Origin of the sequence: Chitinophaga sp. CF418 (genome assembly GCF_900142925.1) — a bacterium.
Lineage (GTDB): Bacteria > Bacteroidota > Bacteroidia > Chitinophagales > Chitinophagaceae > Chitinophaga.
In genome coordinates, this window is the sequence record NZ_FRCN01000001.1 from 657,436 (window position 1) to 672,539 (window position 15,104).

Here is a 15,104-nt window from a genome sequence, read left to right on the forward strand (position 1 = left end):
ATGAAGACGTTGCGTGACATACTATACAATGTGAGCATCCGTGAGGTACACGGCAGTACTGATACTGCTGTTAATTCACTGAGCATCGACTCCCGGGCCATTGGCCAGGGAGATGCCTTTATTGCGATAAAAGGCGTACATGCGGATGGTCACCTGTTTATAGATAAAGCCCTTGCACAGGGCGCCGCAGTTGTCATCTGTGAAGAACTGCCGCAAAACCTGGCAGACGGTGTTACATATGTACTTGTGAACAGCAGCGCTACCGCGGCTGGCATCATTGCAGGTAACTTTTACGATAACCCGTCGCATAAACTGAAACTGGTTGGTGTAACAGGTACCAATGGTAAAACTACCATCGCTACCCTCCTGTTCCGCCTGTTCAGTAAACTCCGCTTTCACTGCGGACTGCTGTCTACAGTTCAGAACCAGATCGGCGACAAGATCGTTCCGGCTACACATACCACACCCGACACCATTCACCTGAATGCCTTGCTGGCGGAAATGGTGAACGAAGGCTGCGAATATGTGTTCATGGAAGTCAGTTCCCATGCAGTACATCAGCAACGTATTGCGGGACTGAAATTCACCGGTGGAATATTCAGCAACATCACTCATGATCACCTGGATTACCACAAAACCTTTGACGAATATATCAGGGTAAAAAAAGCCTTCTTTGACGGCCTGCCTCCTGCTGCTTTTGCGCTCACCAACCTGGATGACAAGCGCGGCAATGTGATGCTGCAGAACACCCGGGCAAAGAAACAATCATACAGCCTGCGCACAGTAGCTGATTTCAAGGGTAAGATCCTGGAAAACAACCTGACAGGGCTGGTCATGACCGTGAATGAAAAAGAAGTGCATTTCCGCCTGATAGGTGAATTCAATGCATACAACTTACTGGCGGTATATGGCGCAGCCATATTACTGGGACAGGATAAAGACGAAGTACTGCAGGCACTCAGCGACCTTTCCGGCGCGGAAGGCAGATTCGACTATATCATGTCCGCACAGGAAAAGATCATTGGTATTGTCGACTATGCACATACACCCGATGCACTGCTGAACGTGCTGGCCACTATCAAAAACCTGCGCAAAGGCAACGAACAGGTAATTACAGTAGTAGGCTGCGGCGGCGACCGCGATACAGCTAAACGCCCCGTGATGGCAGCAGTAGCTACAGAACACAGTGATAAGGTGATCCTGACCTCCGACAATCCACGCTCGGAAGATCCGGTAGCCATCATTCACCAGATGGAAGCAGGTATACCAGTGCACCAGAAGAAAAAATCACTGTCTATCACCGACAGAAAAGAAGCCATTAAAACAGCTGTAAGCCTGGCCAACCCGGAAGATATAATCCTGGTAGCCGGCAAAGGCCACGAAAAATACCAGGATATCCAGGGGGTAAAACACCCTTTCGACGACAAACAGGTATTACGCGAAATGCTGGAACTGATGGGGAAATAACAACAATGCTGAGACAACTAACGAAACTAAACCTGTAAGTAACGACTGCAGGCAACTGACAGAGACTAACTAACTATATGCTATATTACTTATTTAACTATCTCAAATCATTAAACTTCAGCGGCAGCGGGATGTTTCAATTCATCACCTTCCGTGTTACAATGGCATTGCTGCTGTCGTTAGCGATTTCTTTGTTGTTAGGTAAGCGTATTGTTCGTTACCTGCAGCGTAAACAGATCGGGGAAACCATCCGCGACCTGGGACTGGCCGGAGAAAACTCCAAGAAAGGTACCCCTACCATGGGTGGTCTTATCATTTTGTCTTCCATTCTTATTCCCACCCTCCTTTTCGCTCAGATCAAAACCGTATACGTATGGTTGATGCTTTTATGTACCGTATGGCTTGGACTGATCGGATTCCTGGATGACTATATCAAAGTATTCAAGAAAAATAAAGAAGGGCTGGCAGGCAAATTTAAAGTACTCGGACAGATCGGTCTGGGTATCATCATAGGCAGCACACTCTATTTCAATGATAACGTAGTGATCTCCCGCGAGATCATCAGCGGCAACAAACTCGCTTCGTACGAAAAAGATGTGCACCATAAAGAAAGAGTTACAAAGGATGGACACCGGTTCGCAGATGTAAAAACGCCGATCACCACTATTCCTTTTGTAAAAAATCATGAGTTCAACTACGCTAAACTGATCTCCTGGATGGGAGAAGGTGCGGAGAAATATACATTCATCCTGTATATCCTGATCGTAATCGTGATCATCACAGCCGTATCGAACGGCGCCAACCTCACGGACGGCCTCGATGGCCTTGCCACGGGAGTCTCGGCAGTGATCGGTGTGTGTCTGGGCATCTTTGCTTACGTATCGGGTAACATTCAGTTTGCAGAGTATCTGAACATCATGTACATCCCTAACCTGGGTGAATTGTCCATCTTCATTGCCGCCTTCGTGGGCGCATGTGTGGGCTTCCTCTGGTATAATGCTTATCCGGCGCAGGTATTCATGGGTGATACCGGTAGCCTTGCACTGGGAGGTATTATCGCTTCCATCGCGATCATCGTAAGAAAGGAATTACTGATACCTATCTTCTGCGGTGTGTTCCTGGTAGAGAATCTCAGCGTTGTGCTGCAGGTATCCTACTTCAAATACACCAAAAAGAAATACGGAGAAGGAAGGCGCATTTTCAGAATGTCTCCCCTTCACCACCATTATCAGAAGCTGGGATATCATGAAAGTAAAATTGCAACAAGGTTCTGGATCATTACCATCATCTGTGCAGCAGTATCTATAGCAACGTTGAAAATGAGATAAACATGCAAAAGAAACTCGTCATACTTGGAGCCGGTGAAAGCGGCATCGGCGCTGCCCTGCTAGGCAAGCGGCAGGGGTATGATGTATTTGTGTCTGATGGCGGTGCTATAAAGGATATCTACAAACAGGAACTGGCGGTCAACCATATTCGGTTTGAAGAAGGGCAGCACTCCTGGGATGTAATCCTGAACGCCGATGAGATCATCAAAAGCCCTGGAATACCTGAGAAAAGTGAGTTGATGAAAAAAGTGCGCGAGAAACAGGTGCCGGTGATCTCTGAAATAGAATTCGCGTACCGGTTCAGCAAAGGCAGCAAGGTCATTGCCATCACCGGTAGTAACGGTAAAAGCACTACCACTGCGCTGACCTTTGACATCTTTGAAAGAGCAGGACTGAAAACGGCGATGGTAGGAAATATCGGCCTTAGTTATGCAAGGCAGGTAGCCACTGCACCGGCGGATTACTATATCGTGGAGGTGAGCAGTTTTCAGCTGGACGATATTAAGGAGTTCAAACCGAATGTTGCCATTCTGCTGAACATAACGCCGGATCATCTGGATCGTTATGACTACAAAATGGAGAACTATGTGGCATCAAAATTCCGCATAGCAATGAACCAGGGTCCGGAAGATTATTTCGTGTATTGCATGGACGATCCCGAGATCAGCGATTATTTAAGGAAGCAAACTATTTATTCAACAACAATACCCTTTACTATCATGGAACCATTAAAGCAAGGAGGATTTATGGCAAACGAACAGGTGAACATCCAGGTGAATGATGAGCCAATGATCGTATCAATGTATGATCTTGCGCTAAAAGGCAAACATAACTTGTATAATTCAATGGCAGCGGGTATTGCAGGACGCACCATGGACATCAGGAAAGAGAAGATCCGCGAGAGTCTTACTTCTTTCAAGAGCCTGGAGCACCGCATGGAGTATGTAGCTACTGTGCGCGGAGTGGATTTCATTAATGATAGTAAAGCAACCAACGTAAACTCACTGTGGTTTGCATTGGAAAGCATGGAACATCCTGTAGTACTGATCATGGGTGGTGTGGACAAAGGAAACGACTACAGCGCGATCCGTGATCTGGTAAAGGAAAAAGTAAAAGCAATTATCTGTCTCGGTGTTGACAATGCTCCTATCCAGGAAGCGTTATCCAATGATACACCGGTAATGGTAGATACACGCAATATGAAGGATGCTGTTCAGGCAGCGTTCCATCATGCGGCGAAAGGAGATGTAGTATTGCTCTCCCCTGCTTGCGCCAGCTTCGACCTCTTCAAGAACTACGAAGACAGAGGCAAGCAGTTCAAGGAGGCAGTCAAAGAACTGTAACCGGCTTGTTGTCTGAAAGTAATACACTCAGACAACCGGCGCCAAAAGAGTGAAATGGACGTACTTCATAGGACAAAAGGAGACAGGGTGATATGGACGATCGTGATCTTCCTGTCACTGGTAAGCCTGCTCGCTGTTTACAGCGCCACGGGATCGCTGGCGTATCGCGAACAGGGAGGTCATACGGAGTACTATCTTTTCAAACAGCTGAGTGTACTGGGCATGGGGCTGCTGATCATCTACTTCGCACACCGGGTGAATTATACCATTTACTCACGTGCCGCGCAGATAGGGTTTCTTATCTCTATACCATTACTGATCTACACACTGGCATTCGGACACAACATCAACGACGCCAGCCGTTGGATAAGGCTGCCAGTTATCAACCTGACATTCCAGACATCGGATGTGGCCAAACTGGCCATATTCATGTATGTGAGCAGACAGCTGTCCAAACGGCAGCATGTGATCACTGATTTCAGGAAGGGCTTTTTGCCCATCATTATACCGGTAAGCATCATCTGTGTGTTGATCATGCCGGCAAACATGTCTACAGCCTTGCTGCTGGGCGCCAGCTGCATGATACTGTGCTTTATAGGCCGGGTACCTGTCAGGTTCCTGGCTTCTATGGTCTTAGCTGTAGTGGTCCTGGTGTTACTGATGTTTGCCATTGCGAAGCTGACGGGATTTGAAATGCGTACACAAACATGGATCAACAGGCTGGAACATTTCTCAGGAGAAGAGAACTCAGATCTGCCTTACCAGGTGCAACAGGCAAATATTGCGATTGCCGGCGGAGGCATACTGGGAAAGGGTCCTGGCAACAGTACACAAAGAAATTTTCTTCCTCATGCATATAGTGACTATATATATGCAACAATTATCGAGGAGTATGGTATCTTTGGCGCCTTTTTGATCTTGATGGCCTACATGTTGCTACTCTTACGTAGCATCCGCATATACAGAAAATGCCCTTATGCATTTGGTGCATTTCTCGCAGTAGGACTCAGTGTCACGCTTGTAATACAGGCACTTACAAATATGGCAGTGAATGTGGGATTGTTCCCTGTAACAGGGGTTACACTACCACTGGTGAGTATGGGAGGTTCTTCCGTCATCTTTACCAGCCTTGCCATAGGAATTATACTCAGCGTATCGCGCAACGTGGAAGAACTGGAAGGAAAGAGGATAGAACAGGAACGGATCGCTAAAGTGATGGAAGAAAACGGTTATCAACCAGCAGCTTAAAACAACGTAAAAACTATACAGATGCAACGCAGAATAATCATAGCAGGTGGCGGAACAGGAGGACATATCTTCCCGGCTATTGCTATTGCCAATGCGTTGAAGAAAATAGACCCGGAAACGGAGATCCTTTTCGTAGGCGCCAAAGGAAAAATGGAGATGGAAAAAGTGCCACAGGCGGGCTACAAGATCGAAGGACTGGAAATAGCCGGATTGAATCGTAGTAACATGTTCAAAAACCTGTTGCTGCCTTTTAAAGTGATCAAAAGCCTGGGACAGGCGCGCCGTATTATCGAACACTTTCAGCCGCAGGCTGTAGTGGGCGTTGGCGGTTATGCCAGTTTCCCCATTCTGCGCAAAGCACAGAGTAAAGGCATCCCAACACTGATACAGGAACAAAACTCCTTTGCAGGAAAAGCCAATATGGTATTGGGAAGAAAAGCAAAGAAGATCTGTACCGGCTATGAAAACATGGAGAAATTCTTCCCTGCGGATAAGATCATCTTCACAGGTAATCCTGTAAGAAATAACATCACGCAGTCATCAGTAACACGGGAAGACGCACTGCAGCACTTCAGACTGAAGAACGGTAAAACAACCGTATTCGCCGTTGGCGGCAGCCTGGGGGCTAAAGCCATCAATGAAGCACTGCATCCGCTGCTGTCCAGCTTTGTAGAGAAAGATATACAGCTGATCTGGCAAACAGGTAAGCCATATTTTGAAACAGCAAAGACCGCGGCAGCTGCATACTCATCTCACGTGAAAGTATTTGAATTCATCAACCTGATGGATTTCGCCTATAAAGCAGCAGACGTGGTGATATCACGTGCAGGTGCGCTGGCCATTGCTGAATTGTGTGTAGTGAAGAAGCCCGTCATATTCGTACCATATCCTTTCGCGGCAGAAGATCATCAGACCTTCAATGCGCAAAGCCTGGTAAATAAAAAAGCAGCCCTCATGATCAAAAATGATGATGCTGCAACACAGCTTGGGACAACATTATTCAGCCTGGTACAAAATAAAGCACTGCTGGAACAACTGACAGAAAATATCGGCAAACTGGGGAATACCAATGCTGATATGGTTATAGCGAAAGAAGTAATGGGATTAATAGGGTAATCAGTAATACGTAATTGAAAAAATGGATCTGAACAACATAAAACGTGTATACTTCATCGGCATCGGAGGCATTGGCATGAGCGCCATTGCACGCTTCTTCAATGAGAAGGGTGTGCATGTGAGCGGTTATGACCGTACCGAAACTGCGCTTACCCGCCAGTTAGCTGAGGAAGGAATGCAGATCCATTATACTGACGATGTACAGCTCCTGGATCAGCAGGCAGAACTGGTAGTATACACACCTGCCATTCCTGGCTCCCACTCAGAACTGATCTGGTTCCTCCAGCAGGGATATGAAGTGGTGAAACGCAGTGACGTATTACAGGAAATCACCAGGAACCTGTATGCCATCACGGTAGGCGGTACACATGGTAAAACCACTACCTCTACCCTGATCGCACATATACTCAGGGATACCGGTTATGGCTGTAACGCTTTCCTCGGAGGTATCAGCGCTAACTATGACCGTAACTTCTGGAGCAGCAGCAAACAGGTAGCTGTGATAGAAGCGGATGAATATGACCGTTCATTCCTGAAACTGCATCCTGATGTGGCTGTATTAACGGCGATCGATGCAGATCACCTGGATATTTACGGTACAGAAGAAGAAGTACAGGAAGCATTTATACAGTACACCCGCAACATCAAAGCCAATGGCACACTGGTGGCTAAGCAGGGTTTACAACGCGCAGATGAACTGAAGGGCGATAATCATATCTGGTATCACCTTGACGACAGCAAAGCGGACATACATGCTACCAACATACAACCAACAGAAGGTGGTTACATGTTCGATGTGGTACAGAAAGACTGGAAACTGAATAACATCTATCTTCCGATCGGCGGTACCCACAATATAGAGAACACCGTAGCAGCCATTGCTGTAGCGCAGCTGCTGGGTATTGAAGACGACAAGATCAAAGCAGCTATTGCTGACTTTAAAGGTATCAAACGCAGGTTTGAATACCTCGTGAAGAACGACTATCAGGTGTATATCGACGACTATGCACACCATCCGGAGGAATTGCGCGCACTGATCACCAGCGCCCGCGCATTATTCCCCGACAGGAAATGCATCGTGCTGTTTCAGCCGCACCTGTACACACGTACACGCGACTTTGCAGACGGCTTTTCAGAAAGCCTCTCGCTGGCAGATGAAGTATTATTACTCCCCATCTATCCGGCCAGGGAATTACCGATTGAAGGAGTACACAGCGAGATAATAGCCAGGAAGATCAGCAAGCCCGTTCAAGTGATACAAAAAGAGGACGTGTTACCCTGGATAAAAGCGAACAGTGCGCCACTATTTATCACGGCCGGTGCAGGAGATATAGACCAGTTCCGGGAGCCCGTACAGGAAATACTGAATGGAAAAGGAATCATAGACAATGAAGGAGTAAAGAAAGACGCATAAAAAAAGTATAACACCCAATGCAAACCAAAACCCGTAAAGTACTAAGACGAATCGGCACCACTCTGATGTGGTTAGGCGTGCTGGCGGGCTTTGTTGTCATCCTGGTAGCCGCAGTCAATGACAAGAATGATGGTAAATGCACCGGGATCGTTGTAAAACTGCAGGGAGATGAGGGCAATTTCTTCATTGAAGAAAGAGATATTAAGGCACTGGTGACGAAAGACATGGATTCAAACCCCGTCGGCAAACCAATCAAGAATATTAATACCGCTAACCTGGAGAAGATCGTATCACGTGACCCCTGGGTAAAAAATGCAGAGATATTCATTGACAACCAGCGCAAGCTGAATATAAAAGTAACACAGCGAGAGCCTGTAGCGCGAGTATTCACGACAGCCGGCAACAGCTTTTACTTTGATACGGAAGGAGACCGGATTCCGGTATCTGCCCGTTACACCGCCCGCGTACCGGTGTTCACAGACTATCCGGCAGAAGCTGTAAAGCCCAAGACAGCCGACAGTGCACTGTCGGCAGGTATTATGACACTGGGCAGCTACATCATGGAAGATCCCTTCTGGTCTGCACAGGTAGAACAGGTGATGATTACACCGACGTGGGAATTTGAGATCATCCCGAAATTAGGCGATCATGTCATCGCTTTTGGAGATGGAACAGATGTAGAAAAGAAGTTCAGCAAACTGCTGGCGTTTTATAAAGAGGGACTGAATAAAGTGGGCTGGAACAATTACGCAAGAATTAATGTTGCTTATGAAAATGAGGTAGTATGTACGAGAAGGAACGGTGAGGAATTATCCAGAAAACTGGCATCTGCAGATAGTGCACGCATTGCCGGAAATGATTCTGCCGCTAAGTTCCTTATACACCACGATGAAGTAACGCAAGCAGAAACAACATCAATGATGAAGACGCAGACCAAAGTGGCAGCACCTAAGCAGGCAAAAGCAAAGGTGACAACACCTAAGCCTGCATCTTCAAAGCCGAAGGTACAAAAGGCTGCGGCGACCGATAAAAAGGCGCCGAAAGCAGTGTATAAGCCGGTTAAAAAATCTGTCAACACAACAAAAAATAATAGAACGCCATGAATCAGGAAGCTCCCATCATTGTAGGTCTCGATATTGGAACTACAAAGATTGCTGCCATCGCAGGAAGAAAGAATGAATACGGGAAACTGGAAATCCTGGGTTTTGGTAAAGCCCCGTCTTTCGGTGTTCAGCACGGAATGGTGCTGAATATTGATCAGACTATCAAGGCTATTCGCCAGGCCCTGGAAAACTGCTACGCTTCTAATCCGAATCTCGAGATCAATGAAGTATATGTTGGTATTGCAGGACACCACATCAAGAGTCTGCAGACACGCGGTGACATTGTGCGCAGCGATACCGACGCCGAAATTTCTCAGAAAGACATCGATCAGCTGATAAATGATCAATATAAAACTGTGATTCCCGCCAGTGATCAGATCATTGACGTGATACCGCAGCAGTATATCGTGGACAGCCTCCAGAACATCACCTACCCTATTGGTATGTCAGGTGTGAAGGTGGGCGCTAACTTCCACATCATCACCGGCGACAAGAACGCTATCCGTAATATCAACCGTAGCGTGGAGAAATCCGGTCTGAAAATACATGACCTCGTACTGCAGCCACTGGCGTCTGCAGCAGCGGTAATGTGTGATATGGACTTCGAAGCAGGTGTTGCTATCGTGGACATCGGTGGTGGTACGACAGACCTCGCCGTGTTCTATGAAGGTATTCTGAAACATACAGCCGTGATTCCTTATGGTGGTGAGAACATTACCAACGATATCAAGAACGGTCTGGGTGTACTGAAAACACAGGCAGAACAGATGAAAGTGCAGTTTGGTTATGCCCTGGCTGATGAAGCTAAGAATAACGCGTACATCACTATCCCTGGTCTGCGTGGACAAAGCCCGAAAGAGATCTCTGTAAAGAACCTGGCCCACATCATACAGGCACGTATGAGTGAGATCATGGACTTCGTGGTGTATCATCTGAAACAGATCGGAATGGACAATAAGATGCTGAATGGCGGTATTATCCTGACCGGTGGAGGTTCCCAGCTGAAACATCTCATACAGTTAACTGAATATACAACTGGTGTTAGCGCACGTATCGGTTATCCGAACGAACACCTGGCCAGCGGTCATATTGACGAACTGACCAAACCGATGTACGCTACCTGCGTAGGTCTCATCCTCAAAGGTTACAATGATTATGAGAACGACCGCAGAGCACTGGAAGAGAATTATGTAAAGATCAACACCAGCTATCTGGCCAAAGAGCAGGCGGCTAAAGCAGCTACGCTTGATGAAGATTCCTGGGAAGACGATGAACCGACTGTTGAGCAAATACAGGAAAGGAAAGTAAAAGAACGGAATGCTTCGCTGAAAACATTCCTGGACAGGATGAAGACAAAGATCATAGACATGTTCACGGAAGAAGAAGATGCGAAACTTTAACAGGGTATTGTCGGTATATGGCGCAATTGTTGCAGCCACAAACGATTTAAAAATCAAATAATTAATAAGGGATAATTAATAACTAGAAAGAATTGTGGGCATTATTAATTATACTAACTAACCCATAAAAGAGATAGAGTCATGATACATTTTGATCTTCCCAAAGAAAAATCTTCCATCATCAAGGTGATAGGCATTGGTGGTGGTGGGAGCAATGCGGTGAACCATATGTTCAACCAACGCATCGAGGGTGTGAATTTTATCATCTGCAATACCGATGCACAGGCTATTGCAAACAGCCCTGTGCCTAACAAGATACAGTTAGGGCCACACTTAACGCAGGGACTGGGTGCGGGTGCCAATCCCCGCATCGGTGAACAGGCGACGGAAGAATCCTTTGAAGAAATCAAAAAGATCTTAGAGGTGAATACCAAGATGGCCTTCATTACTGCAGGCATGGGTGGCGGTACCGGTACCGGTGGCGCGCCTATCATTGCACGTATATGTAAGGAGCTGGGTATTCTTACGGTGGGGATTGTTACAACACCCTTCTCTTATGAAGGGAAAAAAAGGATGGCGCAGGCAGATGACGGTGTCAGCAGATTGAAAGAATATGTTGATACACTGCTTATCATCTCCAATGACAAGCTTCGTCAGAAGTTCGGCGATCTGAAATTCAAAGCTGCCTTTGAAAAAGCAGATAACGTACTTGCAACCGCAGCAAAATGTATCACCGATGTGATCAACTCAACTGGTCAGATCAACGTGGACTTTGCGGACGTTTGTACCGTTATGCGCAATGGCGGTGTGGCCATCCTTGGTGCTGCCACTGCAGAAGGTGAAAACCGTGCGCAGAAAGCGATCGAAGAGGCCCTGACTTCTCCTTTGCTGAATGATAACGATATTCGTGGTGCTAAATGGATCCTGATCAACATTTCCTCTTCAGAAGGTGAATTCGAACACACCCTGGATGAAATGGATACGATACAGGCATACGTACAAAGCCAGGCAGGTGAGGATTGCGACGTGATTCTCGGTGTAGGTTATGACTCTACCCTGGACCGTAAACTGGGCGTGACCATCATTGCTACTGGTTTTGAACAGAAACCGATTCAACAGGTAAAAACGACCCCACAGGATCCTTCCCAGGAACAGCCTAAGATTGTAATGCAGCTGGGCCAAGATGGTGATGAAAAGAAAATGAATAATCAGCAACAGACATTATTCGTTGAACCAGCGGACCTGATGGCGCCCCGCCTGGTAGAACCTGTGGTTACCCAGCCTGCAACTACCTTCACTCCTCCTGCTCCCCAGCAGCCGGAAAGACAAAGCTTTACGCTCAACATTGAGCCTTCAGCTGCGGCTTCCCAGCCTATGGCGGGCTACGGAGCCGGTGTAAATGTTATACAGCCTACTCCTGCAGCCGGTGGCTACCCTGCAGGCCCTGCATACATCTACATAGAGCCAGGTGGCAACACGCCTGCTTCTCCGGATGTTCCGGAAATGAAAATGGTTTTCAGAGATGAAGATCAGGCGCCGGAAGCACCGTCAGAGATCCAGCTGCAGGCTTTTGAAGAGCAACTGGAAGAACAAAAACGCAAACAGGCTGAACGCGTGGCAAAACTGCGCAGCATCAGCTTCAATGTAAAAGGCATAGATAATAACACAGAAATAGAAAATGTTCCTGCCTACATCCGTCGTAACATCAACCTCGATAATGGCGCCGGATCAGCAGAAAACTTCTATTCTAACTATACTATTTCCGACGGTCAGAACAACCAGGCGGAAATTAATACGATTAATACCTTTTTAGATGGGAAAAAACCCGATTGATCTATTCGGACGTTTGATTGTTTTTTAGTTGTGTTAAAGAAAAGTCCTCCGGTTCCCCGGGGGACTTTTTTTGTGCTAAACAAAAATAGTTGCGGCTGTGCTTTGTAATAAAATCCGTAGAGAAACAATTTCCGATCATTTTGCCGATATCGGCAAAATGATCGGATTGCGGTTATGCACTTTCAATCAAATAAACAATCAGCAATACACTCACCAAAAATATAAATGCCGTTAACAGTGTAATGAGCAAAGACGAGTGGTAATAAGTCCCTTCCGTCAATTGCTTTTCGGTACGTTTATACCGGACATAAGAGAATATCGTAGTAGCGGCGCCAACCACCACAAGTAATATTCCAACAAGCGCAGAAACACTCCTGGAATGAATCGCATACTCCTTTCCCAGTACCAGTGAGATCTGCTTCACGAAAAGCGAAAATTTGACCACTACGAAGCCAAAGGCCATTATTCCAATATTCGTTCTTATCCAGGCAAGCAGCGTTCGTTCGTTTGCAAGATGATCGCTGACATTCCCTTTCCTTTTCTCTTCTGGCATGTGATTTATTTTTCACTAAAAGATACAGTAAAATTAAATTGCAAAATATTAAACGCACTCAATTTTGAGTAGCAAGCATTTAGGAACTGTTTTCATTTTTTCAGTAGCTTTGAACGCCTGATATGATTTAAACTCCAATTGTGTTTCCCAAGATATATCTGGCATTATACGTTAACACTCAAAATCATACACCAAATGAAAAGTGATCAAATAGCAGAACTTTTTGAAAAATTTGAAGGAATCCGTTACGACCATGGGGGAGTCGAATGCTGGAGCGCAAGAGAGCTCCAGGTAATATTGGGATATTCGAAATGGGATAACTTTGCAAAGGTAATTGAAAAGGCTAAAAAGTCATGTGAAGCTGCTGGGGAAGTGGTTTCTGATCATTTTGCCGATATCGGGAAAATGATCGGATTAGGAAAAGGAGGAGAACGGAACATTGATGACATTGCTTTGACCCGTTATGCATGTTATCTGATTGCGCAAAATGGCGATTCGTCCAAGCCCACTATTGGATTTGCCCAAACATACTTTGCAGTACAGACCAGAAAACAAGAGATAATTGAGCAACGATTGTTGGAAGTAGCCCGTGTAACTGCAAGAGAAAAGCTTACTCAATCAGAGAAAAAACTCTCCGGCATTATTTATGAACGAGGAGTGGATGAACAAAGCTTTGCCGTTATTCGATCTAAGGGTGATCAGGCACTATTTGGTGGAATTAATACCCAGGCAATGAAACAGAAATTGAATGTGCCAGCTAATCGTCCTCTCGCAGACTTTCTACCGACTTTAACCTTGAAGGCAAAAGATTTCGCCACAGAATTAACAAGCCATAATGTTGTTGAAAAGGATTTGAAAGGAGATCAACAAATATCTAAAGAACATGTTGACAACAACCTTGAGGTACGAAAAATACTGTTAAAAAGAGGTATTAAACCCGAACAAATCCCTCCGGCTGAAGATGTAAAGAAATTACAGAGAAAGCTGGATAATGAAGAAAAAAGCGTTCTCAAAAACGTAAAGAAGAAAAAATAGTACTCTCCACACCCTGCTGCTGTAAAAAGGCTTTCAAGCCAAAGACTAGTAGCTTGTTCAGAATTAGAAGTATAGGTCCATTGAAAGAGAAAATTCTGACCTGGAACAAAAAGTACGAAGAAATCATCATTTCCAATGCATGAACAATACCGTCGGCTACCCCTTATTTGAGCAGTTAAGTGTTATTAATGCTATTGCTATATCAACACCACACACACACATGTCAGATCGTCGAGCCAGAAAAAACCAATAGCGTCGTAGTTGATTTTGGAACCACTTATCTGTAGTTTATGATGCCGTAATTTATATACCTAAAATCATCCACCACTTCCCCACATCTATCCATTCCCCACCCCGCCCTTCCTTCGTAAATTTGCTTATGCAAAAGACAGTAAACAAGGTTGTAAACAACCATCCGATAAATGGCTCTCTGAGCGATTATTACTTCTACAGTCCTTTGCCTTATCAGGACGGCAAGGCGACGGACCCATTTCTGTTATTACATCACCACGGACCTATGACCCTGCCCCCTTTTAACAGCGGCATGCCGTTCGGTCCTCACCCGCACAGAGGGTTTGAAACAGTGACCTGGATCATTAGCGGACACGTAGTACATAAAGACTCACATGGTTATCATAGCAGGATTGATGCAGGCGGCGTACAGTGGATGTCTGCTGCAAGGGGATTGATACATAATGAATATGTGGAGAAATCCTTTAAGGAAGAAGGTGGAGACCTGGAACTCTTACAGCTCTGGATCAACCTGCCGGCAAAATTAAAGATGAATCCAGCTAAATATACCGGCTTACAGCAGAATGATATCCCTGTAGTAACTACAGACGATGATAAGGTGAAGGTAGCTATCGCAGGAGGCAATTGGAATGGCCATAAAGGCGCTATCAATTCCCTTACAGGGGTCAATGCCTTCCTGATAACAATGAAGCCGGATAGCAAGGCAGAAATCAATGTTGCGGAGAGCAGGAATGTCTTGTTTTATGTATTGCGGGGTAATGTAACGGTGAATGGAAAGACAGCCGGAGACAGGTCGCTGGTGCTCTTTAATAACGACGGAGATACGATCAATATCGCTGCCAGCAGTGATGCAATTATCCTCTATTGTGACGGAGCGCCTTTAAACGAGCCTGTTGCCTGGCATGGCCCTTATGTAATGAATACCCAGACCGAGATTATGGAGGCGATGAGAGATGAGCGAATGGGTAAATTCGGGTTCTATATAGACTAAAAAGTAAAAAGGCCAGCATTA

Annotated in this window: 12 protein-coding genes; 11 read left to right on the forward strand and 1 reads right to left on the reverse strand. The window is 45.8% G+C overall.

Features of this window, described 5'->3' with window-relative positions; genetic code table 11:
• From F3I09_RS02705 to ftsZ, 9 genes are all read left to right on the forward strand, one after another.
• On the forward strand, positions 1 to 1,467 hold the full coding sequence (locus F3I09_RS02705; protein ID WP_149693493.1) for a UDP-N-acetylmuramoyl-L-alanyl-D-glutamate--2,6-diaminopimelate ligase: 1,467 nt from the start codon (positions 1 to 3) through the stop codon (positions 1,465 to 1,467).
• 77 nt (positions 1,468 to 1,544) lie between these two features.
• A complete protein-coding gene (gene mraY, locus F3I09_RS02710) occupies positions 1,545 to 2,795 on the forward strand; it encodes a phospho-N-acetylmuramoyl-pentapeptide-transferase (RefSeq protein WP_149693494.1) in 1,251 nt (416 codons plus the stop codon).
• 2 nt (positions 2,796 to 2,797) lie between these two features.
• Positions 2,798 to 4,138 (forward strand): UDP-N-acetylmuramoyl-L-alanine--D-glutamate ligase, encoded by a 1,341-nt coding sequence (gene murD / locus F3I09_RS02715; RefSeq protein WP_149693495.1) that lies wholly within the window; start codon positions 2,798 to 2,800, stop codon positions 4,136 to 4,138.
• 54 nt (positions 4,139 to 4,192) lie between these two features.
• Positions 4,193 to 5,386 (forward strand): FtsW/RodA/SpoVE family cell cycle protein, encoded by a 1,194-nt coding sequence (locus F3I09_RS02720; RefSeq protein ID WP_149693496.1) that lies wholly within the window; start codon positions 4,193 to 4,195, stop codon positions 5,384 to 5,386.
• 21 nt (positions 5,387 to 5,407) lie between these two features.
• Positions 5,408 to 6,502: an undecaprenyldiphospho-muramoylpentapeptide beta-N-acetylglucosaminyltransferase gene (gene murG / locus F3I09_RS02725; protein ID WP_149693497.1), complete on the forward strand. Its 1,095-nt coding sequence runs from the start codon at positions 5,408 to 5,410 to the stop codon at positions 6,500 to 6,502.
• Positions 6,503 to 6,524: 22 nt separating this feature from the next.
• Positions 6,525 to 7,916, forward strand: coding sequence for a UDP-N-acetylmuramate--L-alanine ligase (murC, locus tag F3I09_RS02730; RefSeq protein ID WP_149693498.1), 1,392 nt, complete (start codon positions 6,525 to 6,527; stop codon positions 7,914 to 7,916).
• A 17-nt stretch (positions 7,917 to 7,933) separates the two neighbouring features.
• Positions 7,934 to 9,019 (forward strand): cell division protein FtsQ/DivIB, encoded by a 1,086-nt coding sequence (locus F3I09_RS02735; protein ID WP_149693499.1) that lies wholly within the window; start codon positions 7,934 to 7,936, stop codon positions 9,017 to 9,019.
• Positions 9,016 to 10,419 carry a cell division protein FtsA gene (ftsA, locus tag F3I09_RS02740; protein WP_149693500.1) on the forward strand — a complete coding sequence of 468 codons (1,404 nt, stop codon included), beginning with the start codon at positions 9,016 to 9,018 and terminating at the stop codon, positions 10,417 to 10,419. The genes F3I09_RS02735 and ftsA overlap by 4 nt, the downstream gene beginning before the upstream one ends.
• Positions 10,420 to 10,560: 141 nt before the next feature.
• A complete protein-coding gene (gene ftsZ, locus F3I09_RS02745) occupies positions 10,561 to 12,252 on the forward strand; it encodes a cell division protein FtsZ (RefSeq protein ID WP_149693501.1) in 1,692 nt (563 codons plus the stop codon).
• 172 nt (positions 12,253 to 12,424) lie between these two features.
• On the opposite strand, the gene F3I09_RS02750 is transcribed toward ftsZ, so the two are convergent.
• The gene (locus F3I09_RS02750; protein WP_149693502.1) at positions 12,425 to 12,805 is read right to left on the reverse strand and encodes a YidH family protein; all 381 of its coding nucleotides are present in this window, start codon (positions 12,803 to 12,805) and stop codon (positions 12,425 to 12,427) included.
• 195 nt (positions 12,806 to 13,000) lie between these two features.
• On the opposite strand from F3I09_RS02750, the gene dinD reads away from it, so the two are divergent.
• On the forward strand, positions 13,001 to 13,840 hold the full coding sequence (gene dinD / locus F3I09_RS02755) for a DNA damage-inducible protein D (protein WP_149693503.1): 840 nt from the start codon (positions 13,001 to 13,003) through the stop codon (positions 13,838 to 13,840).
• Positions 13,841 to 14,219: 379 nt separating this feature from the next.
• On the forward strand, positions 14,220 to 15,083 hold the full coding sequence (locus F3I09_RS02760) for a pirin family protein (protein ID WP_149693504.1): 864 nt from the start codon (positions 14,220 to 14,222) through the stop codon (positions 15,081 to 15,083).
• The last annotated feature ends 21 nt before the right edge of the window (positions 15,084 to 15,104 follow it).

What these genes read in the sequence shown, in the direction of transcription:
- F3I09_RS02705 (WP_149693493.1), top strand. Translation starts at nt 1, where the DNA reads ATGAAGACGTTGCGTGACATACTATACAATGTGAGCATCCGTGAGGTA.
- mraY (WP_149693494.1), top strand. Translation starts at nt 1,545, where the DNA reads ATGCTATATTACTTATTTAACTATCTCAAATCATTAAACTTCAGCGGC.
- murD (WP_149693495.1), top strand. Translation starts at nt 2,798, where the DNA reads ATGCAAAAGAAACTCGTCATACTTGGAGCCGGTGAAAGCGGCATCGGC.
- F3I09_RS02720 (WP_149693496.1), top strand. Translation starts at nt 4,193, where the DNA reads ATGGACGTACTTCATAGGACAAAAGGAGACAGGGTGATATGGACGATC.
- murG (WP_149693497.1), top strand. Translation starts at nt 5,408, where the DNA reads ATGCAACGCAGAATAATCATAGCAGGTGGCGGAACAGGAGGACATATC.
- murC (WP_149693498.1), top strand. Translation starts at nt 6,525, where the DNA reads ATGGATCTGAACAACATAAAACGTGTATACTTCATCGGCATCGGAGGC.
- F3I09_RS02735 (WP_149693499.1), top strand. Translation starts at nt 7,934, where the DNA reads ATGCAAACCAAAACCCGTAAAGTACTAAGACGAATCGGCACCACTCTG.
- ftsA (WP_149693500.1), top strand. Translation starts at nt 9,016, where the DNA reads ATGAATCAGGAAGCTCCCATCATTGTAGGTCTCGATATTGGAACTACA.
- ftsZ (WP_149693501.1), top strand. Translation starts at nt 10,561, where the DNA reads ATGATACATTTTGATCTTCCCAAAGAAAAATCTTCCATCATCAAGGTG.
- F3I09_RS02750 (WP_149693502.1), bottom strand. Translation starts at nt 12,805, where the DNA reads ATGCCAGAAGAGAAAAGGAAAGGGAATGTCAGCGATCATCTTGCAAAC.
- dinD (WP_149693503.1), top strand. Translation starts at nt 13,001, where the DNA reads ATGAAAAGTGATCAAATAGCAGAACTTTTTGAAAAATTTGAAGGAATC.
- F3I09_RS02760 (WP_149693504.1), top strand. Translation starts at nt 14,220, where the DNA reads ATGCAAAAGACAGTAAACAAGGTTGTAAACAACCATCCGATAAATGGC.